Origin of the sequence: Pseudomonas mohnii, from assembly GCF_900105115.1 — a bacterium.
Classification (GTDB): domain Bacteria; phylum Pseudomonadota; class Gammaproteobacteria; order Pseudomonadales; family Pseudomonadaceae; genus Aquipseudomonas; species Aquipseudomonas mohnii.
Genome location: NZ_FNRV01000001.1, coordinates 2,046,974 through 2,071,548, shown reverse-complemented (window position 1 = coordinate 2,071,548; position 24,575 = coordinate 2,046,974). Strand labels below are relative to the sequence as shown.

28 protein-coding genes are annotated in these 24,575 nt (G+C 60.7%); 11 read left to right on the top strand and 17 right to left on the bottom strand.

Annotated features, from left to right (window positions below; all coding sequences use genetic code 11):
- Positions 1 to 111 precede the first annotated feature (111 nt).
- Positions 112 to 609: a GNAT family N-acetyltransferase gene (locus BLV61_RS09720; RefSeq protein ID WP_090464513.1), complete on the top strand. Its 498-nt coding sequence runs from the start codon at positions 112 to 114 to the stop codon at positions 607 to 609.
- Positions 610 to 759: 150 nt separating this feature from the next.
- Here the strand turns inward: BLV61_RS09720 and BLV61_RS09715 are convergent, their stop codons facing one another.
- On the bottom strand, positions 760 to 1,245 hold the full coding sequence (locus tag BLV61_RS09715) for a GNAT family N-acetyltransferase (RefSeq protein WP_047532415.1): 486 nt from the start codon (positions 1,243 to 1,245) through the stop codon (positions 760 to 762).
- Between the two features lie 141 nt (positions 1,246 to 1,386).
- Here BLV61_RS09715 and BLV61_RS09710 point away from each other — a divergent pair, with 141 nt between their 5' ends.
- From BLV61_RS09710 to BLV61_RS09700, 3 genes are all read left to right on the top strand, one after another.
- The gene (locus BLV61_RS09710) at positions 1,387 to 1,812 is read left to right on the top strand and encodes a YybH family protein (protein WP_090464510.1); all 426 of its coding nucleotides are present in this window, start codon (positions 1,387 to 1,389) and stop codon (positions 1,810 to 1,812) included.
- A 78-nt stretch (positions 1,813 to 1,890) separates the two neighbouring features.
- Positions 1,891 to 2,235: a YciI family protein gene (locus tag BLV61_RS09705; RefSeq protein WP_090464507.1), complete on the top strand. Its 345-nt coding sequence runs from the start codon at positions 1,891 to 1,893 to the stop codon at positions 2,233 to 2,235.
- 1 nt (position 2,236) lies between these two features.
- Positions 2,237 to 3,469, top strand: coding sequence for an RNA polymerase sigma factor (locus BLV61_RS09700; RefSeq protein WP_090464504.1), 1,233 nt, complete (start codon positions 2,237 to 2,239; stop codon positions 3,467 to 3,469).
- A 2,002-nt stretch (positions 3,470 to 5,471) separates the two neighbouring features.
- Here the strand turns inward: BLV61_RS09700 and BLV61_RS09690 are convergent.
- Complete coding sequence (locus BLV61_RS09690) at positions 5,472 to 6,197, bottom strand: SDR family oxidoreductase (RefSeq protein ID WP_047532412.1); 726 nt, start codon at positions 6,195 to 6,197, stop codon at positions 5,472 to 5,474.
- Between the two features lie 111 nt (positions 6,198 to 6,308).
- Between BLV61_RS09690 and BLV61_RS09685 the strand changes: the two genes are divergently transcribed.
- Positions 6,309 to 7,151, top strand: coding sequence for a LysR family transcriptional regulator (locus tag BLV61_RS09685; RefSeq protein ID WP_090464501.1), 843 nt, complete (start codon positions 6,309 to 6,311; stop codon positions 7,149 to 7,151).
- An 85-nt stretch (positions 7,152 to 7,236) separates the two neighbouring features.
- Here BLV61_RS09685 and BLV61_RS09680 read toward each other — a convergent pair whose 3' ends face one another.
- Complete coding sequence (locus tag BLV61_RS09680) at positions 7,237 to 8,091, bottom strand: LysR family transcriptional regulator (protein WP_047532410.1); 855 nt, start codon at positions 8,089 to 8,091, stop codon at positions 7,237 to 7,239.
- 89 nt (positions 8,092 to 8,180) lie between these two features.
- Between BLV61_RS09680 and BLV61_RS09675 the strand changes: the two genes are divergently transcribed.
- Positions 8,181 to 8,618 (top strand): multidrug/biocide efflux PACE transporter, encoded by a 438-nt coding sequence (locus tag BLV61_RS09675; protein ID WP_047532409.1) that lies wholly within the window; start codon positions 8,181 to 8,183, stop codon positions 8,616 to 8,618.
- A gap of 119 nt (positions 8,619 to 8,737) precedes the next feature.
- Here the strand turns inward: BLV61_RS09675 and BLV61_RS09670 are convergent, their stop codons facing one another.
- The 4 genes from BLV61_RS09670 to BLV61_RS09655 all read right to left on the bottom strand — a co-directional run bounded on the left by BLV61_RS09670 (position 8,738) and on the right by BLV61_RS09655 (position 13,307).
- Positions 8,738 to 9,460, bottom strand: a complete 723-nt coding sequence (locus tag BLV61_RS09670) for a TylF/MycF/NovP-related O-methyltransferase (RefSeq protein WP_047532408.1) — start codon at positions 9,458 to 9,460, stop codon at positions 8,738 to 8,740.
- Positions 9,457 to 10,323 carry a 2OG-Fe(II) oxygenase family protein gene (locus BLV61_RS09665; RefSeq protein ID WP_090464498.1) on the bottom strand — a complete coding sequence of 289 codons (867 nt, stop codon included), beginning with the start codon at positions 10,321 to 10,323 and terminating at the stop codon, positions 9,457 to 9,459. The genes BLV61_RS09670 and BLV61_RS09665 overlap by 4 nt, the downstream gene beginning before the upstream one ends.
- A gap of 184 nt (positions 10,324 to 10,507) precedes the next feature.
- Entirely contained in the window at positions 10,508 to 12,121 is a 1,614-nt protein-coding gene (locus BLV61_RS09660; protein WP_090464497.1) for an inorganic phosphate transporter, read from the bottom strand.
- A 163-nt stretch (positions 12,122 to 12,284) separates the two neighbouring features.
- On the bottom strand, positions 12,285 to 13,307 hold the full coding sequence (locus BLV61_RS09655) for a transporter (protein WP_090464494.1): 1,023 nt from the start codon (positions 13,305 to 13,307) through the stop codon (positions 12,285 to 12,287).
- Positions 13,308 to 13,581: 274 nt separating this feature from the next.
- Here BLV61_RS09655 and BLV61_RS09650 point away from each other — a divergent pair, with 274 nt between their 5' ends.
- Together BLV61_RS09650 and BLV61_RS09645 are read left to right on the top strand one after the other, a co-directional pair.
- Positions 13,582 to 15,207: a methyl-accepting chemotaxis protein gene (locus BLV61_RS09650; protein ID WP_090464488.1), complete on the top strand. Its 1,626-nt coding sequence runs from the start codon at positions 13,582 to 13,584 to the stop codon at positions 15,205 to 15,207.
- A gap of 111 nt (positions 15,208 to 15,318) precedes the next feature.
- The gene (locus BLV61_RS09645; protein ID WP_047532403.1) at positions 15,319 to 15,762 is read left to right on the top strand and encodes a hypothetical protein; all 444 of its coding nucleotides are present in this window, start codon (positions 15,319 to 15,321) and stop codon (positions 15,760 to 15,762) included.
- 60 nt (positions 15,763 to 15,822) lie between these two features.
- On the opposite strand, the gene BLV61_RS09640 is transcribed toward BLV61_RS09645, so the two are convergent.
- Positions 15,823 to 16,128: a PepSY domain-containing protein gene (locus BLV61_RS09640; RefSeq protein WP_090464485.1), complete on the bottom strand. Its 306-nt coding sequence runs from the start codon at positions 16,126 to 16,128 to the stop codon at positions 15,823 to 15,825.
- 118 nt (positions 16,129 to 16,246) lie between these two features.
- Entirely contained in the window at positions 16,247 to 17,374 is a 1,128-nt protein-coding gene (locus tag BLV61_RS09635; protein ID WP_090464481.1) for a glycerophosphodiester phosphodiesterase, read from the bottom strand.
- Positions 17,375 to 17,571: 197 nt separating this feature from the next.
- Between BLV61_RS09635 and BLV61_RS09630 the strand changes: the two genes are divergently transcribed.
- Positions 17,572 to 17,898 carry a DUF2025 family protein gene (locus BLV61_RS09630; protein ID WP_047532400.1) on the top strand — a complete coding sequence of 109 codons (327 nt, stop codon included), beginning with the start codon at positions 17,572 to 17,574 and terminating at the stop codon, positions 17,896 to 17,898.
- A gap of 106 nt (positions 17,899 to 18,004) precedes the next feature.
- On the opposite strand, the gene BLV61_RS09625 is transcribed toward BLV61_RS09630, so the two are convergent.
- Positions 18,005 to 18,328, bottom strand: coding sequence for an antibiotic biosynthesis monooxygenase family protein (locus BLV61_RS09625; protein ID WP_090464479.1), 324 nt, complete (start codon positions 18,326 to 18,328; stop codon positions 18,005 to 18,007).
- The gene (locus BLV61_RS09620) at positions 18,325 to 19,032 is read right to left on the bottom strand and encodes a CTP synthase C-terminal region-related (seleno)protein (protein WP_090464476.1); all 708 of its coding nucleotides are present in this window, start codon (positions 19,030 to 19,032) and stop codon (positions 18,325 to 18,327) included. Before BLV61_RS09620 ends, BLV61_RS09625 begins: the two co-directional genes overlap by 4 nt.
- A 15-nt stretch (positions 19,033 to 19,047) precedes the next feature.
- On the opposite strand from BLV61_RS09620, the gene BLV61_RS09615 reads away from it, so the two are divergent.
- On the top strand, positions 19,048 to 19,989 hold the full coding sequence (locus tag BLV61_RS09615) for a LysR family transcriptional regulator (RefSeq protein WP_090464475.1): 942 nt from the start codon (positions 19,048 to 19,050) through the stop codon (positions 19,987 to 19,989).
- Between the two features lie 19 nt (positions 19,990 to 20,008).
- On the opposite strand, the gene BLV61_RS09610 is transcribed toward BLV61_RS09615, so the two are convergent.
- Together BLV61_RS09610 and BLV61_RS09605 are read right to left on the bottom strand one after the other, a co-directional pair.
- Entirely contained in the window at positions 20,009 to 20,545 is a 537-nt protein-coding gene (locus BLV61_RS09610; RefSeq protein ID WP_047532396.1) for a DUF1003 domain-containing protein, read from the bottom strand.
- 124 nt (positions 20,546 to 20,669) lie between these two features.
- Positions 20,670 to 21,281 carry a TetR/AcrR family transcriptional regulator gene (locus tag BLV61_RS09605; RefSeq protein WP_090464473.1) on the bottom strand — a complete coding sequence of 204 codons (612 nt, stop codon included), beginning with the start codon at positions 21,279 to 21,281 and terminating at the stop codon, positions 20,670 to 20,672.
- A 215-nt stretch (positions 21,282 to 21,496) separates the two neighbouring features.
- Between BLV61_RS09605 and BLV61_RS09600 the strand changes: the two genes are divergently transcribed.
- Positions 21,497 to 22,555 carry an MBL fold metallo-hydrolase gene (locus BLV61_RS09600; protein ID WP_090464471.1) on the top strand — a complete coding sequence of 353 codons (1,059 nt, stop codon included), beginning with the start codon at positions 21,497 to 21,499 and terminating at the stop codon, positions 22,553 to 22,555.
- 22 nt (positions 22,556 to 22,577) lie between these two features.
- Here the strand turns inward: BLV61_RS09600 and BLV61_RS09595 are convergent, their stop codons facing one another.
- From BLV61_RS09595 to BLV61_RS09580, 4 genes are all read right to left on the bottom strand, one after another.
- Complete coding sequence (locus tag BLV61_RS09595; RefSeq protein WP_090464468.1) at positions 22,578 to 22,898, bottom strand: helix-turn-helix domain-containing protein; 321 nt, start codon at positions 22,896 to 22,898, stop codon at positions 22,578 to 22,580.
- A complete protein-coding gene (locus BLV61_RS09590) occupies positions 22,891 to 23,253 on the bottom strand; it encodes a type II toxin-antitoxin system RelE/ParE family toxin (protein ID WP_090464466.1) in 363 nt (120 codons plus the stop codon). Before BLV61_RS09590 ends, BLV61_RS09595 begins: the two co-directional genes overlap by 8 nt.
- A gap of 46 nt (positions 23,254 to 23,299) precedes the next feature.
- Positions 23,300 to 23,617: a helix-turn-helix domain-containing protein gene (locus BLV61_RS09585; protein ID WP_090464463.1), complete on the bottom strand. Its 318-nt coding sequence runs from the start codon at positions 23,615 to 23,617 to the stop codon at positions 23,300 to 23,302.
- A gap of 93 nt (positions 23,618 to 23,710) precedes the next feature.
- A complete protein-coding gene (locus BLV61_RS09580; protein ID WP_090464460.1) occupies positions 23,711 to 24,478 on the bottom strand; it encodes an AraC family transcriptional regulator in 768 nt (255 codons plus the stop codon).
- Between the last annotated feature and the right edge of the window lie 97 nt (positions 24,479 to 24,575).

Here is a 24,575-nt window from a genome sequence, read left to right as displayed (position 1 = left end):
AAGTCGATGAACAGCGTGATTACGCTGAACGCTCGACGGCAGGCAAGTATTGTTAGAATCGGTGAGCGTTACTCCGTCATCTCACTTGCCCCAAGGTTGCTGCGCTCTGCCATGAACTCGACAAACCCTGTCATCCGAAACGTCCTGCCCGCCGACCTGGACTGTTGCTACGCCATCGAAACCGTAGCCTACGAGGGCGACGAAGCCGCGACCCGCGAAAAAATCGCCACCCGCATCGCCACCTGGCCCGAAGGTTTCATCGTTGCCGAAGTGGACGGCGTGGTCGCCGGTTTCATCAATTCCGGTGCGGCATTTGAAGTGGAAATGTCGGACGAAGCGTTCAAGGAGCTGATCGGCCACGACCCGGCCGGGCCCCATGTGGTGATCATGTCGGTGGTGGTGCATCCGGATTATCAGGGGCAGGGGCTGGCCAAGCGTTTGATGGGCGAGTTCATCGAGCGCATGCGCGCACTGGGCAAGGCCAGCATCAACCTGATGTGCAAGGAGCGGCATATCCCGCTGTACGCCGGGTTCGGCTTTGCCTACGTCAAGCCATCGGCGTCGGACCATGGCGGCATGGCGTGGCATGAGATGGTGCTCAGTCTCTAAACCCGACGCAGATCCCCCTGTAGGAGCGAGCTTGCTCGCGATGGTCGTTAACGATAACGCGTGTTTACCGGTTAAACGCGGTGTTCTTAAGTCCATCGTCGGAACGCCGCCCGGAGCAAGCTCGCTCCTACAGGGGGGCGGATGTGCCTATCAGAACATCAATCCCATCCGCCGCTCATAGCCAATCCGCCCCTTGTACGCCTCGCCGCTGTCGACAAAACCATATTTGGCATACAGGGCAATGGCCGCGGCGTTGTCCGCATCCACCGACAACTCCAGCCCGCGAATTTCCGGCCAGGCCTGGCGGGCCACTTCAGGCAAGTCTTGCAGGCAAGCCTTGCCATACCCCTTGCCCTGGGCGCGCTGATCGACTTGCAAGGCATGCAGGGTGGCGCTGTGTTCATCGGCCCAGGCGGGTAATACCGGTGGGCGTTTGAGCAACAGGAAGGCGACGGGAATCGCGTCGGCCAACAGGGCAAATCCTTTGACGCCGGGGCCGGGTTTGGATAGCAGGGTGTGCAATGCACCGTGGATGTCACCGGAAAACCTGATTTGTTCCGGGTGTACTTCGATGGCCTCGACCTGCTGGCGTTGCAACGCATTCAGGCTTTCGTAAGGCACGAGTCGGGCTGTCACTGGAGTGTCCTTTTTCCATCGGAAATGAGCCTCGGATTCTAGCGAGTTTGCGTTCTTGGATTATTTTTATTTCGACTGTCGATTGGATGGATCGCCAGACGACTAGGGGTGTCTTCAAAACAAAAACCACGGAGAACCACCATGAATGCCACACACGAAATCCAGACCCTGATCGACACCTACCGTCAGGCGGTCATCGCCAAGGATGTCGAGAAAATCATGGCCCTGTATGCCGAGGACATCGTCTCTTACGACGCGGTCAAGGCGCTGCAGTTTCGCGGTAAGGCCGCCTACCGTGCGCACTGGCTGGAATGCATGGAGATGTGCCAGGGCCCGCACACCTTTGATTTCGACCACACCAACATCGTGGCCGATGAGCACATCGCCTTTGCCCATTGGCTGGCCCACTGTGGCGGCACCAATGACAAGGGTGAAACCCAGGCGTGCTGGATGCGCGTGACGGCCTGCTATCGGCGTGAGGCCGGTCAATGGCGCATCGTCCATGAACACTGGTCGGCCCCCTTCGACATGATGAGTGGCACGGCCCTGTTTAACCTGGAGCCCTGACCGTCGGGCAGTTGATCGGGAAGCTGCGCCAAACGGCTCATTCACGGCCATAGTTGATCTTCGATCCTGGAGAAGCTCATGAAGTATTTATGCCTGGTCTACAGCGACGAGCACCTGCTGCATTCGTTGCCGGAAAGCCCGAAGGACGCCGAGTGCATGGCGTACGCCGAGTCGATCCTGGGCAGTGGCCGAATGGTCGCCGCCGAGGCGCTGGAGTCGGTGCAGACCGCCACGACCGTGCGCATGCGCAACGGCAAGCTGTCGATCACTGACGGCCCGTTCGCCGAAACCAAGGAACAATTGGCCGGCTTCTACCTGATCGACGCCAAGGACCTCAATGAAGCCATCCAGGTCGCCGGTGACATTCCGGCGGCCCGGGTCGGCTGTGTCGAAGTGCGCCCCGTTCGTCAGTTGAATCCTTGAAATGACGTTGCCGGTCAAGGAGCGCGTCGAGCAGGTCTATCGTGAAGAGTCGCGACGGATTCTGGCGACACTGATCCGCTTGCTCGGCGATTTCGACCTCGCCGAAGAGGCCCTGCATGAGGCGTTTTTCATTGCAGTCGAGCGCTGGCAGCGGGACGGTGTGCCGGACAATCCGCGGGCGTGGCTGGTGTCCACCGGACGCTTCAAAGCCATTGATGTGTTGCGCCGGCGCGCCCGCTTCGCCGCGTCTCGTCCGCTGTTGATTGCTCAACTGGAAGCACTGGAGCAGGCCGACTGGAGTGACGAGGACGTGGAAGACGACCGCCTGCGGCTGATTTTTACCTGCTGTCACCCGGCATTGGCGGCGGACGCACAGGTGCCGCTGACCCTGCGGGAAGTCTGCGACCTGACCACGGAAGAAATCGCCCGGGCCTTCCTCTCGGCGCCGGCCACCATCGCCCAACGCATCGTGCGCGCCAAGGCGAAAATCCGTGACGCGAAAATCCCTTATCAGGTGCCAACCCTGGCGGAACTGCCCGAACGCCTCGACAGCGTGTTACGGGTGATTTACCTGGTGTTCAACGAAGGTTATTCGGCGTCCATCGGCGCGCTGGTGACCCGCGAAGAGTTGACCCGTGAAGCCATTCGACTCGGTCGTTTGCTCATGGAGCTGTTGCGGGAGCCCGAGGTGATGGGGTTGCTGGCGCTGATGCTGTTGCACGAATCGCGGCGTCCGGCGCGCACGTCTTCGAGTGGCGAACTGATCCTGCTGGATGAGCAGGACCGAACGTTGTGGGACCGCCAGATGATCGCCGAAGGCTGTGCGTTGGTGGAGCGGGCGCTGGGCACGCGGCGATTCGGCCCCTATTGCCTGCAAGCCGCGATTGCGGCGGTGCATGCCGAAGCACCGTCGGTGGAGCAAACCGATTGGGCGCAGATTGTCGGGCTGTATGACGTGTTGCTGCGCGCCGTACCTTCACCGGTGATCGAGTTGAACCGCGCCGCGGCGCTGTCGAAGCGGGATGGGCCGCTGGCGGGACTGGCGCTGGTCGAGGCGATTCTGGATCGCGGTGAGCTGCAGGATTACCACTTGGCCCATTCGGCGCGGGCGGAGTTTTGTCGGCAGTTGGGGCGGGTGGAGCAGGCGCGGCAGGCGTATGAGCGGGCACTGGAGTTGACCCGGCAGGAGCCGGAGCGGCGGTTTATCGAGGGGCGGCTCAGGGCATTGAGGTGATATGGGGTGTATCGGCGGCCGTTGGGCCGACCGGGCTCCTGGTTGATTGTGTACATATCCGTTGCTGCGGTAACGGCTGCCTATGGTTTCGCCCTTACGGCGACTTACTTTTTTTTCAGACCGGAGACGCCAAAAAAAAGATAAGCAAAAAAAGGCTCGCCCCGAGCGTCCGGCCCCTCGCTGGGGCTCGGGGTTCCTTCGCTGCGGTGTCCATCCGGGGACACTGCCCTCCGGTTGGCTTCGCTTCAACCTACATGCAGCGTGTTCGACTGCGTCGAACGGCGCTGCGCGCCACTCCCCGGATGAACACCTCCATTCAGCCTTCCGAAGGGGCGGGTGGATCAAGATCAAAAGCTGCAGGCGAGCTAACGCTCGGCCTGATGAGTGGTGAAGAGCGGGGTTGTGGGCCTTGCTTTTCTGTAGGAGCTGGCTCGTCGGGGCGCCGCATCGCAGCGAAGGCGGCCTGACAGCCGACCAATCACCTGCAGCTGCCCCAATCTCCTGTGGGAGCTGGGCTGCCAGCGAAGGCGGCCGATCAGCCGATCAATCATCCGCACGTGTACCCGTTCTCCTGTGGGAACTGGCCTGCCAGCGATGGCGGCCGATCAGCCGATCAATCATCCGCAGGTGTACCCGCTCTCCTGTGGGAGCTGGCCTGCCAGCGATGGCGGCCGATCAGCCGATCAATCATCCGCAGGTGTACCCGCTCTCCTGTGGGAGCTGGCTTGCCAGCGATGGCGGCCGATCAGCCGATCAATCATCCGCAGGTGTACCCGCTGTCCTGTGGGAACTGGCTTGCCAGCGATGGCGGCCCGACAGCCGACCAATCATCCGCAGGTGTACCCGGTCTCCTGTGGGAACTGGCCTGCCAGCGATGGCGGCCGATCAGCCGATCAATCATCCGCAGGTGTACCCGTTCTCCTGTGGGAGCTGGCCTGCCAGCGATGGCGGCCGATCAGCCGATCAATCATCCGCAGGTGTACCCGCTGTCCTGTGGGAGCTGGCTTGCCAGCGATGGCGGCCGATCAGCCGATCAATCATCCGCAGGTGTACCCGTTCTCCTGTGGGAGCTGGCCTGCCAGCGATGGCGGCCGATCAGCCGATCAATCATCCGCAGGTGTACCCGTTCTCCTGTGGGAACTGGCCTGCCAGCGATGGCGGCCGATCAGCCGATCAATCATCCGCAGGTGTACCCGCTGTCCTGTGGGAACTGGCCTGCCAGCGATGGCGGCCGATCAGCCGATCAATCATCCGCAGGTGTACCCGCTGTCCTGTGGGAGCTGGCTTGCCAGCGAAGGCGGCCGATCAGCCGATCAATCATCCGCAGGTGTACCCGCTCTCCTGTGGGAGCTGGCTTGCCAGCGATAGCGGCCGATCAGCCGATCAATCATCCGCAGGTGTACCCGTTCTCCTGTGGGAGCTGGCCTGTCAGCGAAGGCGGCCGATCAGCCGATCAATCATCCGCAGGTGTACCCGTTCTCCTGTGGGAGCTGGCCTGCCAGCGATGGCGGCCGATCAGCCGATCAATCATCCGCAGGTGTACCCGTTCTCCTGTGGGAACTGGCCTGCCAGCGATGGCGGCCGATCAGCCGATCAATCATCCGCAGGTGTACCCGCTGTCCTGTGGGAACTGGCCTGCCAGCGATGGCGGCCGATCAGCCGATCAATCATCCGCAGGTGTACCCGCTGTCCTGTGGGAGCTGGCTTGCCAGCGAAGGCGGCCGATCAGCCGATCAATCATCCGCAGGTGTACCCGTTCTCCTGTGGGAGCTGGCCTGCCAGCGAAGGCGGCCGATCAATCATCCGCAGGTGTACCTGCTTTCCTGTGGGAGCTGGCTTGCCAGCGAAGGCGGCCGATCAGCCGATCAATCATCCGCAGGTGTACCCGCTCTCCTGTGGGAGCTGGCTCGTCGGGGCGCCGCATCGCAGCGATGGCGGCCTGACAGCCGACCAATCACCCACAGATGTACGCCATCTCTGCACAATCAAACCCGCACGACCGTCAACTTTGCTGCCGTGTCGCCGCCATCACGATCTCGCGAATGCACACGTTCTGCGGTTGCTGGTACGCAAACGCGATGGCTGATGCGACATCTTCGGCGCTCAATACGGTACCGCCCATGTCCTGTTTCCAGGCTTGGTAACCGGTCTTGATCGCTTCATCGGTGGTGTGGCCGAGCAGTTCGGTTTCTACCGCGCCCGGTGCGATGGTGATGACTCGCACGTTATGCGGTGACAGTTCTTCCCGCAGGTTTTCCGACAGGCCATGTACCGCGAATTTGGTCCCGACGTAGGCCACGTGGTTGGGGAATGTCTTGCGTCCGGCCACCGAGCTGACGTTGATGATCGTGCCGTGTTTGCGCTCGATCATCCCGGCCACCACCGCGTGCACGCCATTGAGCAGGCCTTTCACATTGACGTCGAGCATCTGGTCCCACTGTGCCGGGTCCTGTTTGCTCATCTCGCCCAGCAGCATTACCCCGGCGTTGTTGATCAGCGCATCGGCCGGGCCGAACTGTGCTTCGGCTTCGGCCACGGCGGCGAGCAGGGTCGGGCGGTCGGTGATGTCGACGCGACGGCTGAGGGTGTCCGGCAAATCGAGCGCTTGCAGGCGTTCGACCCGCCGGGCCAGCAGTAAGAGCGGATGGCCGGCTGCGCTCAGCAAGCGAGCGGCGGCTTCGCCAATGCCTGAACTGGCCCCGGTGATGATGATCAATGGCTTACCCATGGCTGGACTCCTGAAATCAGAAAAACAAATAACTCAACGTGACGCGCAGTATATTTATCGCTGCCGTGGCTGAAAAATGCCTTATTTCTCTGTCTGTCATCGGAACTGCCTATGGATATCCGCCACCTCACAGCCTTTCTCGCGGTGTTCGAGGAGCGCAACATCACCCTCGCGGCCCAGCGGTTGTTCGTCAGCCAGCCGACCCTGTCGGTAACCATCAAACAGCTCGAAGAGGAGTTGGGCGCCCGGCTGTTCGTGCGTCAGCCCCGTGGCGTTGATGTCAGTGATGAGGCGCGGGTCCTGTACCCGCAGGCCCTGCGGATGGTGGCGGATGCGCAAGCCTTGAGCCGGTTGTTCCTCGGCCAGGAAAACCGCACGCCGCTGACCTTGGGCATCGAAGGCGATATTGCCGATAGTCACATCGAAGCGTTCGTGCGCATGGCCCGACAGGCACTGCCCAACCTGTTGCTGACGCTCGAAGAAGGCTGCCGCGGCGACGGGCGCCTGGCGGTGGAGGAGATGTGCTGCGAGGACGAGTTGTTCCTGCCACTGTGGGAGGAATCCTATGTGATGGCGCTGCCGGTGGGACACCCGATGGCCATCGCGCAAAGCGGGCAAGCCTGGACGCCGATCAGTGACTGGATCACCTGCCCACAGCACCCGTCCCATCAACGCTTGATGGCGCTGTACGGACGTTCGCCAGACGCGGTGGCGGGGCATGCCGGCTCGTTGAAACAGGCGTTGCACATGGTGGCTGCGGGCATTGGCGTGGCGCTGTTGCCGCAGTCATTGGTGAGCGGGCAGGCACGGGTGACGACTCGTGCGATGCACTTGCCGACCCCGACGCGTCGGGTGGGTTTGTGCTACGCCGCCCAGGCGCTGGAGTTACCTGCGATGCGCGGGTTGCATGAGTTTTTTCAAATGAATCAGCCGATGCGGGTCGAGGTGGCGTGATCAGGTTCAGGTGATGGGGTGTCTGAATTGACGTCATCGCGGGCAAGTCACGCTCCTACAGCTTCCGCGCAGCGCCGAAGGACTCTCACTCCAGCATCTTGCCCAGCAGCCAACTACCCGCCGGCCCCGGTGGGTGCAGCCGCGACCACAGGGCATCGACCGACACCGTCTTCGGCCAGCCACGCACCGGCAGCTCCTGCAAGGTGCCCGGACCGAAGCGCTCCACCAGCCAGCGCGGCAACGGCGCCCAGCCGAATCCGCCCTGGGCCATCTCCAGCAGCATCAAATAACTTGGCGCCGACCAGACGCGCCCTTTGGCCCGGCTTTCATAGGGATTGACGATGGTTGCCAGGCGCAATTCACGGTGCTGCTGTAGCACGTCCTGATCAATGTATGGCAGCGCTGCCAGCGGATGTTCAGGGGACGCGAACAGCGCGATGTCCGTGCGTTCATCCACCGTCGAGCTGACCAGGTCCGGTGGGTAGCTGTCCTGCATTTCGGCGAAGGCGACCTGCGCCCGACCGCTCTGTACCAGGGCCACCAGGTCATCGCATTCGGCGATCAGGCATTCGAGTTCCAGGTCGGGATAACGCTGCTCGAAGGCACTGAGTGACGCTTCGAAACGGTCGGACTGGTAGGTGTCGGACAGCGCCACGGTCAATTTCGCCTCGACCCCTTGGGACAGTTGGCTGGCCGCCATTTCCAGGCGACTGGTGGCGGCCAGAATGTCCTCGGCGCGCTGCAACATCACGTACCCGGCCGGGGTGAGCGTGGGTTTGCGGGTGGTGCGGTCGAACAGCGTCAGGTTGAGGTCGATTTCCAGACTGGCCACCGCCGCGCTGACGGTCGACTGACTGCGACCCAATTTACGCGCCGCAGCGGAAAACGAGCCCTGAGTCGCGGCCTGGACGAAGGCCTGCAACACTTCTTGGGAGGCCATGAACTATCGCCTTGATCGATGGTTCTTGGTTATGAAGTATCGGTGCGAGAAAGGATCATGGCAACCACCGTCACTCAAGGAGTCTGGCCATGAGCGCCAACAAATCCATCACTGAGCGTATTTTCCAGGCCATCGGTTTCGAATTGCTGGCGATCCTGATCTGCACCCCATTGCTGGCGTGGATCATGGACAAGCCGATGCTCGACATGGGCGTCGTGACCCTGGTCATGGCCGCACTGGCCCTGGCGTGGAACGTGGTCTTCAACGGTTTCTTCGATCGGATGCTCAAGCGCCTGGCCATTGCGCACAACGCCTGGGTCCGGGTGGTGCATGCGCTGTTGTTCGAAGGCGGCCTGGTGGCCCTCGGCGTACCGCTGATTGCCTGGTGGCTGAACATCAGCTTGTGGCAGGCATTTTTGCTGGATATCGGGGTGCTGCTGTTTTTCCTGCCCTACACCTACCTGTACCACTGGGTGTATGACGTGGTGCGCGAGCGCATGGTCATTCGTGAAAGCTGCGGCGCATAAACGACGAGAGCGAGCTGGCTCGCGAAACGGTCAACGATTCAACATCATTGTTGAAGGTCAGACCGCATTCGCGAGCCAGCTCGCTCCCACAGGTTTTGTGTCAGGTCCCGGTCCGGATATCAGACGTGGAAGTAACCTACGCAGGAATCGAACGGCAGACGCTTGAGTTCGATCTTGTTCAGGTCCAGCACTTCACGCAGGGCTTTGGTTTCGCCCGGGAAGTTGCGGTAGGCGACTTCGTCGAGCACCACGATTGCGCCTTTAGGCATGTACGGCAGGAAGGTTTCCAGCGCGACTTTGGTCGATTCGTACAGGTCGGTGTCGAGAATCAGCATGGCCACGACCAGGTCAGGACGGGTCTTGACCCACTCAGGCACGGTCTTGACGATGTCACCCTTGACCAGTTCGCAGCGCGGGATGCGGTTGACCGGGCGCAGCAGGTCGTTGGCGTCGATCATGTCCTGGATCAGCGACTGGTCGGTGTCGGAGAACATGGTCTCGTTGACGTCGGCCGGGTCTTCGTTCTTGTCGATGCTCTGGAAGCCTTCGAAGGTGTCGAAGCCAATGATCGAGCGGTTGATCGCGTAGGGTTCCAGGATCATCGACAGGTGCATGTAGAGCATCAGCGAGTTGCCCTTGTACACGCCGCACTCGATGATCGCGCCCGGTACTTCGGCCACTTTCTTGAACAGCTCCATGCGCGACAGCGCAGCGGTCACGCCGATGCGGTTGGCGAAAACGAACGGTGCATCGGCGACGTATTCGGCATCGACCCGTTTGAGGACGTTGGCACGGGTTTCGTTGTACTGGGCCTCGGCAGGCGTGATGCGACGCTTGGTCATTGGTCGATTCCTTGGAAATTCGAAAAGTCGTGGGCGTGGAAATAGTCTTTGAAGCCTGCGCCGACATCCGGGCACGCGCTGTCGACGTTGATGGCGCCGCGCTGGTGCTTGAGGTCGTCGAGATGCATCAGGCGGAAGTCCACGCTGAAGCGGGTTTGATCGGTGTGGTTGGCCACGGTGCCGTGCAGGTGCGAGCCGGAGAAGATCAGCATCTCCCCGGTGTTGCCGGCGATGCGCACTTCAGAGGCGCTATCGATAGCTTCCAGTGGCACCGGGTGCACCCGGACTTCCTCCTTGAGGTTGTCCTTGGCCTTGTGGCGCTGATTGTTGATCCAGTCGTTGAGGCTCCATTGGCTGGAGGTGTTCTTCACCGGTACGTCGAAGTAGCCGGCGTTGATCATCATGGTCTGGTCGGGGCTGATGGTGTGCACCGGCATCCAGGTGTTGATCTGGCAATCGACGCTGCCGTACCACGTGTCGCGATGCGGCTTGTAGGCGTAGCTGACCCCGGCGTGCAGGTAGTCATAGTTGGGCACCACGCGAATGCGCGGCACGTCGAAAATGTATTCGCGCGGGTCGACGCCGATCTCGTCGATAAACGCCAGAATCAGTTCCTTGACGCGTTGGCTGTTGGTGAACTGGCCCTTGAGGCGCGTCACCAGAACCACGAATTCTTCCACCGGCATCAGCGTGTGCAGCGCCTGGTGATGGGTTTCGCCGTCGAAGGCGGCGGTGATGCTCTCCTGCGCGAACGCGCACAGATCCTTGGCGGCACGCAGATGAGTGTTCAGGAAGATGTCGCCGGCGTAGATGGCTTCTTTGAAGTCAGCTTTGTGTTGAAGCTGATTGATGTACAGATTCACGATTTCACTCCTGAATGCATCGAGTCTTTTATGAGTCGGCATCACGCTAACAAACTGAAGGGCTGCTGGACATGTGGTGCGTCAATAAAGCGTAAGCTCCCGGGGCTGCGAGCAAATGCCGTGCCGTCGGACAAAAAAAATCCCGGCTCAGGATCGGGCCGGGACGGTTGAAACAGCGATCGAATCAGAACAGTTGGGTGAACAACCAGTACAGGCTGCCCGACAGCACAATGGCCGCCGGCAAGGTCAGCACCCAGGCCATCAGCAGGTTGCGGATGGTCCTCATCTGCAGGCCGCCACCATTGGCGACCATGGTCCCGGCCACACCGGAAGACAGCACATGCGTGGTCGACACCGGCAAACCGAACATGTCGGCGGCGCCGATGGTCAGCATGGCCACGGTTTCCGCCGAGGCGCCCTGAGCGTAGGTCAGGTGGGTCTTGCCGATCTTCTCGCCAACCGTCACCACGATCCGTTTCCAGCCGACCATGGTGCCCAGGCCGAGGGCGATGGCCACCGCGATCTTCACCCATAGCGGGATGAAGCGCGTCGAGTTATCGATCTGCTGCTTGAACAGTTGCAGCTTGCCGCTGGTGTCGGCGTCGAAGTTGCCGAGCTTGTTCTTGTCCATCAGGCGAATGGTTTCGCTGGTCAGGTACATGTCGTTGCGCACGTTGCCCACGGCTTCGGTGGGGACTTTCGACAGCGAACCATACCCCTTGACCTCGGCGCCAATGCTACCGGTCAGCGCGGCGAGCGCCGGCACCAGCTGCGGTGTGGCGTCCTTGCTGCGCACGTAGTCGGACAGCACCGCCCGCGGGTCGGCCGGCGCGGGTTGCGGGGCACTTTTCACCAGGGCTTGCTGGGTGACTTCGGCCACCGCGGCAAATTGCAAGGCCTGGTCGGCGGGCATGGTGCGGTTCAGGGCGTAGGCCATCGGCAGCGTACCGACCAGAATCAACATGATCAGGCCCATGCCCTTCTGGCCGTCGTTGGAGCCGTGGGCGAAGGACACGCCAGTGCAGGTCACGATCAGCAGGCCGCGAATCCACCAAGGTGGCGGCGTGTCGCCTTTCGGTTCTTTGTACAGCGCACGGTTTTTCACAAAGGCGCGCAGGGCCAGCAGCAGCAATGCGGCGCAGCCGAAGCCGACCAGCGGCGACAGCAGCAGTGCATAACCGATCTTGGTCGCTTGCGCCCAGTCCACGCCGCTGGTGCCATCACGGCCATGCATCAGTGCGTTGGCCACGCCAACGCCGATGATCGAGCCGATCAGGGTGTGCGACGAAGACGCCGGCAGGCCCAGCCACCAGGTGCCGAGGTTCCACAGGATCGCCGCGATCAGCAGGGCGAAGATCATCGCGAAGCCAGCGGACGACCCGACCTGCAGAATCAGCTCGACCGGCAGCAGGGCGATGATGCCGAAAGCCACGGCGCCGCTGGACAGCAACACACCGAGGAAGTTGAAGAAACCGGACCAGACCACCGCGACGTTCGGCGGCAATGAGTTGGTGTAAATCACGGTGGCCACCGCGTTGGCGGTGTCGTGGAAACCGTTGACGAATTCAAAGCCCAGAGCGATCAACAGCGCGACGCCCAGCAGCAGAAACGGCGTCCAGGTGGTGACCACCGTGCCGAGTTCGTGCATGTCGTGCATCAGGCTGTAGGCGGTGAACAGCAAGCCGATGGCCAGTACGGCAAAAAACACCACGATGGTGAACAGTCCAGGTTTTTTATCCAATTGCGGTTTTGCGCTACTGACGGGCGCCTGGGCGGCGGAGAAGGTGGGTGTAGCCATCGCTGACATTCCTGAGGAGGGAGGTGTATCAGTGATAATCGTTGCTAATTGTTACAGGGAGACTGCTTTGGATCAGGGTTTAGGTTTTTCGTGGGCCGTTTATCTGGAACCCAGACAATCCTGAGGGCGGTACAAAAAACCTGTGTCAGTTGATGAGGGCGTGTCAATAATCCCGCTGCTTGCGAAACGCCCAGCGCCCGGCAATCACTGTGAAGGTCGCGACCAGCGCCACCAGGATCCAGAACCCTTCCGGATCACCGGCCAGCGGAATGCCGCCAACGTTCATGCCGAAGAAGCCGGCAATGATATTGATGGGCAGTGCCAGCACCGTCACCACCGTCAGGGTGAACAGCGTGCGGTTGGTCTGTTCGTTGAGGTTGGCGGCGATTTCTTCCTGCAACAACTTGATCCGTTCACCCAGCGCCGTGAGGTCGTTGATGATCAACGCGAACTCCTCGGTGGATTTGCGCAGCTCCTTCACGTCTTCCTTTTGCAGCCACGTCGGCGGGCGATTGAGCAGGCGCAGCAACGACCCCGGTTCCAGCGCCAGCAGCCGCTGCAAGCGCACCAGCACCCGACGGTTGGCGCCCAGCTCGGCGCGGTTGGTCGACAGGCGCGAGGAGAGTAATTCGTCTTCGACCTGATCGACACTCAGGCTGGTCTTGCGCACGATCTGGGTCAGCACTTCACCCTGATCGCGCAGCAGGTGCACCAGCAGTTCCAGCGGCGAGCGAAAGCGTTCGCCGGCCTTCACCGAAGAGCGCAGCTTGTCCACCGAGTGCAGCGGTTGAAGGCGTGCGCTGATGATCAGCCGACTGCGCACGCAGACCCACAGCGTCGAAACATCCGACGAGACCATGCTGCTGAGGTTGAACACCACGTCGTTGACCACCGCCAGCAATGCCGAGTCGACATGCTCGATACGCGTCGAACGCGAGCCTTCGTGCAAGGCCTCGAAAAACTCGTCAGGCAATTCCAGATGACTTTTCATCCAGCGCTCGCACGCGGCATGGGCAAGATTCAAATGCAGCCAGAGGAATTCACCGCTGTCGTCCGGTTGCTGCAGGCACTGCAGCGCCCTGGCCGAATCGATCTCGCGACCGCGCTCGCCAGGACGAAAACTGAAGCCGTAAAGCAAGCCGAACAGATCCGGATCGCGATGGCTTTGATCGATGCTGTGGTTCATGAGTGCTCGCAAGGTGAGGCGCCTGCTGCGGGTTTTACAGGTTCACTAGAGCCGCATCATCGCAAGCACTGATGACGTTTTTGTGACGACAAAGTGAACGCAAACGATTGCTCGGCCGATGGTCGGATTTCCCTAAAGAACCGCTCTGGCACGCCGATCTTGCTTGGGGTAAGTTGCGCGCCTTCGGCCAAAAGCCGACGCCGCAGACAAGGATGTCCTGAGACCTTTCACGCCTGAACCGGGCGTGCTTCATTCCTGTCATGAGTACTGTCCGATGTTTTTGCAAAAGTCCCTGAGAGCGCAAATTCTCGCCCTGCTGAGCGGCAGTCTGATTGCGATGTTGCTGATCGCGCTGGCCTGCTTTCACTTTTTGTCCAGCGGTGTCCAGAGCTACGCCAACCTGATCGAGGGGCCGTTGCACACGTCGCAACTGATCGATGAAGCCAACCTGCAATTCAAGGTGCAGGTACAGGAGTGGAAAAACGTCCTGCTGCGCGGCAAGCAACCGGCTGACCTGGACAAATACTGGAAGCAGTTCCAGGAGCGTCAGCGCGATGTGCAGGACATCCTCGGCGAACTGGCCGGGCAGCAGGGCATCGAGCCGCAACTGAAATCGCGCATCGAACGGCTGCGCGACGAGCATCGCCAACTGGGCGCCGCGTATCAGAAGGGCCGCGACGCCTATCTCGCGGCGGGTGCCGATCCCTCGGCCGGTGACACTGCAGTCAAGGGGGTGGACCGCGCGACCAGCGATCAGATGAGCGCCTTGGTCAGCGAGTTGCGCCAGCAGGGTGTGGACCAATCGAAACAGCTCAGCGCCAGTGCCCATCGCACGGTGTTGCTGGGGATCATCGTGATGCTGGTGTCGGGGGCGCTGATCGGTCTGTTGAGCCTGTGGCTGATCAACCGCAACCTGGTCGAGCCGATTCGCCAACTGATCGAATACGTGGCGCAACTCAGCCACGGCAAATTCGCCGAGCGCGTGGCCAGCGGCCGTCAGGATGAATTGGGCAAACTGGCGATGGCGGCCAATACCTTGCGCGACTTCCTCGCCGAAACCTTCAGCCGCTTGCAACGCAGTGCCTCGGATCTGGAAAGCGCCAGCGGCGAGCTGAATTCGATCGCGACCGTGATGGCCGGCGGCACCCATGAGCAGTTCAATCGCACCGATCAGGTGGCCACGGCGATGAACGAAATGTCCGCCACCGCACAGGAAGTCGCCCGCCATGCCGCTGATGCCGCACGCGCCGCCGACGATGCGGACCATTCCGCGCAGCAGGGCGAGAAAGTCATGCAGGGCACCATTGACACCATCACCCGGATGCGCGGCGAAATCGACAACACCGCCACGGTCATTCGTCAGCTGGAAACCGACAGCGGGCGCATCGGCAAGGTACTGGAAGTGATTCGCGGCATCGCCGAACAGACCAACCTGCTGGCGCTTAACGCCGCGATTGAAGCCGCTCGCGCTGGAGAGGCCGGTCGCGGTTTTGCCGTGGTGGCTGATGAAGTGCGCAGCCTGGCCCAGCGTACGGCAGCGTCGATCATCGAAATCAACCAGATCATCCACACCGTGCAGAGCGGTGCGGTGGATGCGGCCCAGGCGATTGAAAGCGGTCAGTCGCGCAGTGAGGAAAGCGTCCGGCAAGTCACCGAGGCGGGTGCCATGCTCGAGCGCATCACCCTGGCCGTGGAAGCGATTCGCGACATGAACCGCCAGATCGCTACCGCCGCCGAAGAGCAGACGTCCGTCGCCGAAGACATCTCGCGCAATCTGACGGAGATCACCAGCATCGCCAGTACCAACCTGGACAACGTGCAACGCACCGAAGCGGCGAGCAACAACCTGCGCGGGTTGTCGGGGGAGTTGAACGAGGTGACGGCGCGTCTGAGCGCGTAATGAAAACGGCTGTGTATCGGTTTGCTTACTGAATCGCTACACAGTCGATCTCAAGTGCTGGCTCGGCGTGTCGATGAGGGAGGGGACTTCGAACTACTTTGGATAACGCCCATGGTCAGCATCACCTCCGTTTCAATCGCCCAGCCACTGTCGAGCACGGCGACCGCTTCGACCAGCGCCACGAGCACTGAAGACACGTCCACCACCGCAGCGACCTCGACATCGGCTTCTAGCAATGACACCAAGGCTTCCGCTGGCGGCGCATCGGCATCGGGTAGCAGCAGTTCCAGTAGCAGCGAAGAATCCGACTCGGTCAAAGCACTGCGCAAGCAGATCGCCGAGCTGCAAAAGCAATTGCAGGAACAACAGCAGCAACTGCAAGCGGCCCAGGCCAGGCAGGAAAGCGCCGATGCCAAGGCGGCTGATGTGGCGGCGGCTCAGGCGCAGATAGCGACGACCTCTGCCTCATTGCAAACCGCCACCGCGTCGCTGTTGCAGGCCTTGCAGGAAGAGGGCGGCAGCACATCCGGTTCGCTGGTCAGCACATCGGCGTGACGTGAAAACGCACAAACGCCGCACGATGGTCAGGTCGTGCGGCTTTTATGCGCGTCGCGGTTACTTGTCTTGCTTGTTCTTCAGGACCTTGCCGGTGGCGGCATCGATGTCCACATCCCACTCGACGTTCTGCTTGTCGCGCAGTTCGATCTCGTACTCGTAATCGTTGAAATGGTTATCCAGCTCGGTTTTGGTGATCGTTGCACCCGGGTGCAGGTCCAGAGCGATTTTGTTCAGCTCTTCCAACGGCTTGATCTTGCCGTCCTTGACCAGTTGCGGGATCTCGTCCACTCGAACATCGGCCTGCGCTAAGCCGGCGGTCAGGGTCAAGGCAGCGGCGGTGAACAGGGCGGTCAGGGTTTTCATGGGCTTCTTTCCTTGGGTGAGCGGTTTGAGTGGGATCAGGTTAATTGTGGCAACTTAATTCAGCCTTAATTCCCGAGCATCGCTGGTTTGCCAGCGATGCGGACGCGTCGATCCCGGCTCAGAAACCGTTGTTGCGCAACACCTGCTCCACACTCGCCGCCGCCGGGCGCTTGTAGAATTTGAGCAACTCGCTCGCACGGTTGGTGAAGATGCCGTCGACGCCGGCGTCCATGGCTTTCTGGTAATCCACCGCATCGTCGAGGGTGTAGACATGCACCAATAGCCCCTGCTCGTGGGTGTACTGGTTCATCCAGGGCTTCACCAAATCCGCGTAACTCTGTTCACCACCCTGGGTCAGTGCGGCAGACGGGCCGGTGCCGATCGCGCCCTGGGCCTTGGCGTAGTCGATCCAGCGCTGGAATTCGGCTTTGTCCTTGGGTTGCTGTCTGGCGTAGTAAGCCGCTTTGTCTTTCTCGCCGGACTTGGCAAACGGCACGTTGGAGGCCGGCTCGATGTTGCCTTCGCCCACCCAAAGCAGAAGGATTTTCGGCACCTGCGGCATTTCCTTTTGCAGCAGCTCGAGGCTGTTCTTCTCGAAGGTTTGCAGGATCACCTTGCCAGTGCCCTGGCCGACGGCCACTTCGTTTTTTGTCGGTGTCGACCCCGGCGGGATCAGCCAGCCACGGGCCTGGAGTTTTTCCTTCAGCTCGCGTTCGATGCCGGGAAACTGCCTGGGCTCCTTGGTTTCGATGTACAGGCCGGGTTTGTGCAGCGGATTGCCTTCGGCGATGTCGATGATTTCATCGAGGGTGAGGATTTTCAGCCCGGCAAAGGCAGGCCGCGCGCGATCGGGGTAGGCGCTGTTGAACCAGCTGCCGGCATCCAGGGTTTTCAGTTCGGCGAGGGTGAATGCCGTGGCCGGGCTGTCCTTGCGCTCGGGGAATCGGGTGGCGACGTCGGTGGTGCGTTGCAGATGGTTGTCGTGCAGGGCGAACAGCACGCCATCCTTGCTGCGTTGCAGGTCCAGCTCCAGGTAATCGGCGCCGAGATCGCGGGCGGTCTTGTAGGCGGCGGCAGTCGATTCCGGGGCATCAAAGGACGCGCCGCGATGGGCAATCACCGCCGGGTGCGGGATGCCCAGACGGGCTGCCAATGCAACCGGGGCTGGCTCGCTGGCGGCATGCGCCTGGCCGAGGCCGAGCAGCAGACTCAGCAGCAAGGCGCTTTTGCTGAAGGTGACGGGCATGGTCGAAATCCTTTCGCAATGGTTGTCGAAGCCCTCTCTTGTAGCAACTGAGCGTGACAAGCGCTATCGCCGGACCGACATCCATCTGTTCAAAACGGTTTTTTGCAGTACCCTTGGCCCCGGCCATTTCCCCGGCAGAGGGAAATCCACTCGTCATCCTTGCGTGTCAACCATCCATCACCTTTTGTGAGGTTTTCATGCGCATCACTTCCCAGCTCATCTGCCAGGCCGCCGACCAACTCAAAGGTTTCGTCGGGCTCAATCGCAAGACCGGCCGTTACATCGTGCGCTTCAGTGAAGACGCTTTCGGCATGGACGTGGCCGATGACGGCATCATTCCCGCCAGCGAATTCGTCTGGGCGCCCGGCCACGAGCAGACCATGACCCTCAAGCGCGAGCTGATTCAATTGCTGCTGGATCAGAACATCGATGACCGGATCAACATCACCGAGCCGTTGCGGGTGTACATGCAGCGCCAGGAAGTGCCGGAGATTCTGGCGGTGAGGCAATGGGTGCAGGGTTGAGTGATTGCGGTGACTCGTCAGGCCCCATCGCGAGCAAGCTCGCTCCCACCGATCCATTGTCGGAGCGAGCTTGCTCGCGATGTCTGCCTTAATAACGCCGCATCAATTACCGTTCGAACTCATAAGCCCGCTCAACCCGGCATACCCGCGTATGGCAATGCGCATACCAGGTCGTGCGCCCCCGTTCCCGAATCGCGCTGTGCTCAGGATGCTGTTTCCACGCCAGGATCGCCGCCTCACTGGCCCAGTACGACACGGTAATCCCCAGCCCGTCATCGCCTCGTGCCGACTCCACCCCGAGGAACCCCGGCTGTTGGCGGGCCAGCTCGACCATGCGCTCGGCCGCTTCGGCGTAACCCTGGTCACCCTCGGTGCGCAGCGAGGTGAAAATCACGGCGAAGTAAGGGGCTGGCGGGGTGTTGGCGATCATGAGGGCTGCCCCGTGGAGGCCTGGATGAATGCCCGTACCAGGGGCGGCAAGGTGCCCTTGAGCGCGGCGCGTTCGGGCTGGAACAGGGTGGCGACAAAGAACGGATGACCTCGCAGTTCCAGCGCTCGCAAGCCGTGGGCCGAATCGTGTCCGACGGCCTGGAGATCGTGCCTGAGCAAGGCGTGCTCGAACTCAGGATTCACACCGTAATTGCAGCGGTAGCCTTCACGTATTTCAGCGGTTTCGTACGCCTTGGCGATCAACGAACCTTCACGCAAATGAATGCTGTCGATGGCCTCCACCAGCGAGCAGGCCAGCTGCGTGAGCAACACCCGCGCAGCATTGGGCGATGTCTCGCCATGTTCGGCATCCGTCCAGCCCAGCACGTTGCGCGCATATTCCAGCACGGCGTGTTGAAAGCCGCCGCAGGTGCCGAGGAAAGGCCGCCCTTGTTCGCGGGCAAAACGAATCGCCCGCAATGCGCCGTCCATGTTGCGGTAGGGGCTCGCGGGCACGCACCAGAAACCGTCGTAGCCCTCGAGCGGGGTGTCGGCGTGGAGGCTGTCAGTCGCCAGCCAATGCCCATGCACGTTCTGGCCACCGTGTTCGGCTGCCATCTCCAGGGCCACGGGAATGGCCTGGTGAGCGGTGACGTGCGGGTCATAGTCGCCGATCAGGGCGATGCGGATAACGCGGTTTTCCATGAGCAACCTCGGCGCTTGTTGATTCCTGGCGCTCACTATAGATTGGCGTTCACGCACTCAATATGGGCGTTTTCCCAAGTGATCAATGCAGCCACGCACTATCGACTGGACTACCCGGACCTGGCCCTGATTCTGGCGTTGGTGCGTGGCGGCTCTCTGGTCCGGGCCTCGCAGCTGTTGCGGGTGGATGTCTCGACGGTGTTTCGTGCGGTGCGTCGACTGGAAGCCGCGCTGGGTCAGCAATTGTTCGAAAAGAGCCGCGCCGGCTACTTGCCGACCAGCCTGGCCCAGTCCTTGGCCGAGCAGGCCGAGCGCGCCGAACAGGCACTTGAGGCTGCGCGCATTGGCGTGGAGCAGGGCGGTGAAGTGATCAGCGGCACCGTGCGCCTGACCTGCACCGACTCGGTTCTGCAAGGTTTGTTGCTGCCGGCGCTAGCGCGGTTCATGCCCAATTACCCGGCACTGACCATCGAGCTCAGTACCTCCAACGACTTCGCCAACCTCAGCCGTCGCGATGCCGACATCGCCCTGCGCTTGACCCGCACCCCGCCCGAGCATTTGGTCGGGCGGCGACTGGCGGCTGTCGCGTACCGGGTGTGCGCCAGCGCTAGTTATCTGCAATCGGTCGATCCCCATGACCTCGCCGCATTGACCTGGATTGCCCCGGACGAATTCCTGCCCGATCACCCGACCATTGCCTGGCGTCGCCAGGCGTTGCCAGGTGTGACGCCCGCTTATCGCTGCAACAGCATGCTGTCGGTGACCGAACTGGTCCGGGTAGGGTTGGGGGTGGCGGCATTGCCGGACTTTCTGATCGGCGACGGATTGCAGGCGCTGGGTGAGCCACTGCAGGGTTATGACTCCGCGCTGTGGCTGCTGACCCGCCCGGATTGCCGCGCCCTGCGCTCGGTGGTCACGTTGTTTGATGAGCTGGGGCGGGCATTGAAGCTGCCCTGAACAGCGTGACCTAAACCGATCAGCTTTTTGATGGCGTCGAATTCAACACGTGCTGATGCATTTCCGAGGTCAGGTTTTCGATGCGCTCGCTGAGCGCCTTGGTCAGTTCAGTCAGGCGGGTGTTTTGCTCGAGTAGTTCCAGCAGGTGCGAGTTGTTCTTCGCCGCCTCTGCCTGTCGCTCACTGTTGGCGGTCGCCAGCGCTTCACGATGCTGGGCATCGGCATCGGACTGCGCTTTATCCCGCGCCGCCTGACGGGTCTGGGCCAGCAGAATCAGAGGTGCGGCATACGCCGCCTGCAGGCTGAACGCCAGGTTGAGCAGGATGAAGGGATAGACATCGAAGTGGGTCACACCGGAGATGTTGAGGGCGATCCACACCGCGACGATCAGTGTTTGGGCACCGAGAAAAGTTGGCGTGCCAAAGAACCGCGCAAAGGCCTCGGCGCGCAGGGCGAACTTGTCATCGCCAAAGGTCGGCGCGAGGTGGGCGTGAGGACGATGGAAGCGCAGGTGATCGACGGGGGCGGCGGGTTTGTTGTTGGGTGTCGTGCTCATGGTGATCTCTGGTGGAGGTTGGAACCTGGACTCACTATAACCTTGCTGTCAGTTTCATTCTGAAACACATTGCGCCGCTCTATCCGTCGCTGCCCAATGTGGGACAACGCCCGCACATTGTCATTTATGGCAACTGGTAGCAGGCCAGGAACATATCCAGTGCCGACTCCACGACAGAGCCCTGCATGTCTGCCGACAAGCCCGGCAACCCCATGGAAACCTGTGGCCAGAAGGCGAAGGATTTGAGCAGGCCCTGAACCTGTTGCGCAGCAAACGCAGGATCGACTGCTTTCAACCGACCATCGGCCTGGGCCGCGCGAATCCACACCGTCAGGCTTTCTTCGCGCTCACCCAGGCGAGCCACCATATCCTGTGCGCGCTCAGGGGAATGGATGGTCGCCGCGATAGCCACTCGCGCCAGGTCGAGGAAATTGTCATCGCCCAGCATGCGCAGCTTGGCCATCAACAGGGGGCGCAACTGATCGCGCAATGCCAAGCCAGTCTGGTAGGGCGTTTCCTTTTCGGCTGTCAGACGGGCCCACAATTGATTGAGGATTTCGGCGAACAACTCTTCCTTGCTGGGGAAATGGTTGTACACCGTGCGCTTCGACACGCCGGCAGTGGCGGCGATCTTATCCATGCTGGTGATGTCGAAACCGTTGGCACGGAATTCGGCAATCGCTGCCTGGATGATGGCTTCGCGTTTTCGGTCGGTGAGGCGCTGTGGAGCTGTCATAAGTACGCTTCGGCAAAGGGGGGTGAAAATTACACTTGGCAGTTTACTTGTGATCGGCTTTGATGCAACCTAGAAACTACACCGTGCAGTGTAATGTTTTGTTAATCCTGCCCGGTGAACAATGGAACCATCCGGCTGATGCGTGCATGCCTTGGCCATTTATCGTCCAACCTTGAGAAACCGATTGCTTGCGGTTTTTCTGGAGTCATTCAGTCATGGCCAAAACCACTTCCCCCGCGGACATCGTTGCCGCATCTGAAGCGTCCCGTCAGACAGAAGGGCAATACCTCAATCATTCACCGTTCAAGCGTGAAGGCTTTCGCAAGACCCTGCGCATCCTGTGGAACATGATCTTCCACAAGCAGCGAGACACCCGTCCGAGCGCGCCGGTCCCGGTGCAAACCCTGACCCAGGCGGCGTTGATTGCCGCGCCGAACCACAGCATCTATCGACTTGGCCATTCCACGGTGCTGCTCAAGTTGCGGGACAAATTCTGGATCACCGACCCGGTCTTCGCCGAACGGGCTTCGCCTGTGCAATGGGCCGGTCCCAAGCGCTTTCACCAACCGCCGATCAGCCTTGACCAGTTGCCACCGATTGAAGCGGTGATCCTGTCCCACGACCACTACGATCACCTGGACTATCAGGCAGTGATGCAACTCGCCGACAAGGCCAGGTACTTCCTCACGCCGCTGGGCGTGGGCGACACCCTGATCAAATGGGGCATCGACGCCAGCAAGATCCGCCAACTGGACTGGTGGCAGGACACCGAAGTCGATGGCATCCGCTTCGTCGCCACCCCGTCACAACACTTCTCCGGTCGCGGCCTGTTCGATGGCAACAGCACCCTCTGGGCTTCGTGGGTGATGATCGAAGGCAACACACGGATCTTCTTCAGTGGCGACAGCGGCTACTTCGACGGCTTCAAACACATCGGCGAACAATATGGCCCGTTCGACCTGACCCTCATGGAAACCGGCGCCTACAACGTCGAGTGGCCCCACGTGCACATGCAACCGGAACAAACCCTGCAAGCCCACATCGACCTCAAGGGTCGCTGGCTCTTGCCGATTCACAACGGCACCTTCGACCTGTCGATGCACGCCTGGTACGAACCCTTCGACCGCATCCTGGCCCTGGCCTGGGAGCGCAGCGTTTCGATTACCACACCGCAGATGGGCGAGGCGTTCAACCTCATGTACCCGCAGCGCGGTGACGCCTGGTGGTTGGCGCTGGAAGGGGAGAGTGATCGGGTGACTGTGCAGAACGCATGAGCTGCGTTGGCTGGTTGGCGTTTCAGTTAAAGACGACGTCAAGCCGGCCCTCTTTTCGTGATCGGGGGGCCGATTTGACGACGATTTGCACATCGCGCCCAAGTAGCAGTAGACACTCCATCATCTTGGCTTCACTGATCCCTCGAAACTTGCCGCGCAGCATCTCGGAAAGTTTGGGCTGCGACAGTCTTAAAATTTCTGACGCCTGAATCTGGGTTAAATGGCGTGCCTTGATGATTTCACCAATTTTTGCGGCCAGCTGGGATTTGACTCGCATTTCATTGGAGTCGGGAGTCCCCAGGTCTGTGTAGACGTTCCCGCTGCTTTCTTCGATTTCAATCATTTTCTGATCCTTTCGCATGATCCTGCGCGGCTTGAAGTCTCATCCTGATCAGATCGATGTCGCACTGCGCGGTTCTGATGCCAGTAGTCGACTTTTTCTGAAAGCAGTGCAGAACATAAATGGCACTACCGAAGCGAACGGTATAAGCGGCGCGGTAGGTATTCGTATTGAAATCCTCAATCAACTCAAGGATTCCGGCACCTCCAAAGCCCTTGAGGGGTTTGGCGTCGGGATGTTTCTTACCGCTTTGCGCCAGATCGAGAGCGTGCCCAAAAACATCCTGTACATCTGCGGGAAATTGCTTGAGGTCTTTCTTGCTGCTATCAACCCACAGGAGTGGCTTCCTTGTACTCATGCGAAAATATACCTATTTGGGAATAATCGTCAACCGATGCCTTTGATTACTCAACCATCGCAAAATCCGCCCGCTCCATGGGATTTGGGGTACAACCTCTCAGGTTCATTCCGCGCCCCGGTGCAAACCCCGGGAAGAACACCATCCCCTCGGCTTCAAATCGATACGCCAGCGTCAGTCGGGTGACATCCAGCACATCCTGCTCCGCTTCGAAGCGCTGAATGGCCTCCACCGAAACCCCGGATTCGCGAGACAGTTCCTCCACACTCCAGCCCAGCATCGCTCGGGCCTGGGCGCAGTGGGCCGGGGTGAATTGGAAGAGGGCGATACGTTCCAGGGTGATTTTCATCGCTTGAGAGGCCATGGTGTTCTCCGGGCTCGAGAGTGTTGATTCAAAAATTACTGTGTTTTTGTACAGTTGTTTTTGGCCCGGATCAAATTGATTTTTCGATTTCTGCTATTTCGCCCCTTCCAACCAGACGGATGGTGGCTGGCCCAAAATGCGTCGAAACATGGTCGAGAATGCCGCCGGGCTGTCGTAACCGAAATCCAGGGCAATGCGCGTCACCGGTTCACCCGCGACCAGCCGCGCAAGTGCCAGCACCACACAGGCGCGTTGCCGCCATTGGCTGAAACTCAACCCGGTCTGTTGGCGAAACAGGCGATTGAACGTGCGCAAACTGATGTGCAATTGATCGGCCCATTGTTGCGGCGACTGATGGGCGTCGGGTCGCTGCACAAAGGCCTGGCACAACGCGAGCAGGCGCGCATCAAGCGGCAGCGGAATATGCAGAGGCAGGTGAGTGCTGAGCGCCAGTTCGTGCAGCAGCAAAGCGATCAGAGCGGCGTCGCGACTGTTTTCGGCGTACTCCAGCGGAATCTCCACCGCCTCCATCAACAGCTGTCGCATCAACGGCGACACGCTGATGACCTGACAGCGTTGGCCCAAATCCACCGCGCTCGGCTCGATGTACACACTGCGAGTACTCACCCCCAGCATCAAGACCTCATGCGCCACCCCCGCCGGAATCCACACCGCCCGTTGCGGCGGCACCACCCAATTGCCGTCGTGCGTGGTCACCTGCATCACCCCCGTGGCGCCGTACAACAATTGCGCGCGACGGTGTGTATGACGGGGCAACCATTGGCCGTAGGCATAATCCGTACCGATGGCAACGACCGGACGCGGCGTGGCGTCCAGCCGATCAATCGAAATATTGCGCATCCAGGCAGCCCCACAGTTGGCGTAAACGCAAACATTATTGGCTGACTTGCTGAAGCAGGCCAAGGCGCAGCGCTTTATCGTCGACTGCTCTCATCCA

Bases quoted from the DNA above. Each gene is read 5' to 3' on its own strand.
- BLV61_RS09685 (WP_090464501.1), top strand. From the start codon at position 6,309: ATGGATATCCGCCACCTCACAGCCTTTCTCGCGGTGTTCGAGGAGCGC.
- BLV61_RS09620 (WP_090464476.1), bottom strand. From the start codon at position 19,032: ATGGAAAACCGCGTTATCCGCATCGCCCTGATCGGCGACTATGACCCG.
- BLV61_RS09630 (WP_047532400.1), top strand. From the start codon at position 17,572: ATGCGCATCACTTCCCAGCTCATCTGCCAGGCCGCCGACCAACTCAAA.
- BLV61_RS09595 (WP_090464468.1), bottom strand. From the start codon at position 22,898: ATGATTGAAATCGAAGAAAGCAGCGGGAACGTCTACACAGACCTGGGG.
- BLV61_RS09600 (WP_090464471.1), top strand. From the start codon at position 21,497: ATGGCCAAAACCACTTCCCCCGCGGACATCGTTGCCGCATCTGAAGCG.
- BLV61_RS09650 (WP_090464488.1), top strand. From the start codon at position 13,582: ATGTTTTTGCAAAAGTCCCTGAGAGCGCAAATTCTCGCCCTGCTGAGC.
- BLV61_RS09660 (WP_090464497.1), bottom strand. From the start codon at position 12,121: ATGGCTACACCCACCTTCTCCGCCGCCCAGGCGCCCGTCAGTAGCGCA.
- BLV61_RS09605 (WP_090464473.1), bottom strand. From the start codon at position 21,281: ATGACAGCTCCACAGCGCCTCACCGACCGAAAACGCGAAGCCATCATC.
- BLV61_RS09590 (WP_090464466.1), bottom strand. From the start codon at position 23,253: ATGAGTACAAGGAAGCCACTCCTGTGGGTTGATAGCAGCAAGAAAGAC.
- BLV61_RS09645 (WP_047532403.1), top strand. From the start codon at position 15,319: ATGGTCAGCATCACCTCCGTTTCAATCGCCCAGCCACTGTCGAGCACG.
- BLV61_RS09675 (WP_047532409.1), top strand. From the start codon at position 8,181: ATGAGCGCCAACAAATCCATCACTGAGCGTATTTTCCAGGCCATCGGT.
- BLV61_RS09610 (WP_047532396.1), bottom strand. From the start codon at position 20,545: ATGAGCACGACACCCAACAACAAACCCGCCGCCCCCGTCGATCACCTG.
- BLV61_RS09690 (WP_047532412.1), bottom strand. From the start codon at position 6,197: ATGGGTAAGCCATTGATCATCATCACCGGGGCCAGTTCAGGCATTGGC.
- BLV61_RS09720 (WP_090464513.1), top strand. From the start codon at position 112: ATGAACTCGACAAACCCTGTCATCCGAAACGTCCTGCCCGCCGACCTG.
- BLV61_RS09640 (WP_090464485.1), bottom strand. From the start codon at position 16,128: ATGAAAACCCTGACCGCCCTGTTCACCGCCGCTGCCTTGACCCTGACC.
- BLV61_RS09705 (WP_090464507.1), top strand. From the start codon at position 1,891: ATGAAGTATTTATGCCTGGTCTACAGCGACGAGCACCTGCTGCATTCG.
- BLV61_RS09680 (WP_047532410.1), bottom strand. From the start codon at position 8,091: ATGGCCTCCCAAGAAGTGTTGCAGGCCTTCGTCCAGGCCGCGACTCAG.
- BLV61_RS09585 (WP_090464463.1), bottom strand. From the start codon at position 23,617: ATGGCCTCTCAAGCGATGAAAATCACCCTGGAACGTATCGCCCTCTTC.
- BLV61_RS09635 (WP_090464481.1), bottom strand. From the start codon at position 17,374: ATGCCCGTCACCTTCAGCAAAAGCGCCTTGCTGCTGAGTCTGCTGCTC.
- BLV61_RS09655 (WP_090464494.1), bottom strand. From the start codon at position 13,307: ATGAACCACAGCATCGATCAAAGCCATCGCGATCCGGATCTGTTCGGC.
- BLV61_RS09625 (WP_090464479.1), bottom strand. From the start codon at position 18,328: ATGATCGCCAACACCCCGCCAGCCCCTTACTTCGCCGTGATTTTCACC.
- BLV61_RS09670 (WP_047532408.1), bottom strand. From the start codon at position 9,460: ATGACCAAGCGTCGCATCACGCCTGCCGAGGCCCAGTACAACGAAACC.
- BLV61_RS09710 (WP_090464510.1), top strand. From the start codon at position 1,387: ATGAATGCCACACACGAAATCCAGACCCTGATCGACACCTACCGTCAG.
- BLV61_RS09580 (WP_090464460.1), bottom strand. From the start codon at position 24,478: ATGCGCAATATTTCGATTGATCGGCTGGACGCCACGCCGCGTCCGGTC.
- BLV61_RS09700 (WP_090464504.1), top strand. From the start codon at position 2,237: ATGACGTTGCCGGTCAAGGAGCGCGTCGAGCAGGTCTATCGTGAAGAG.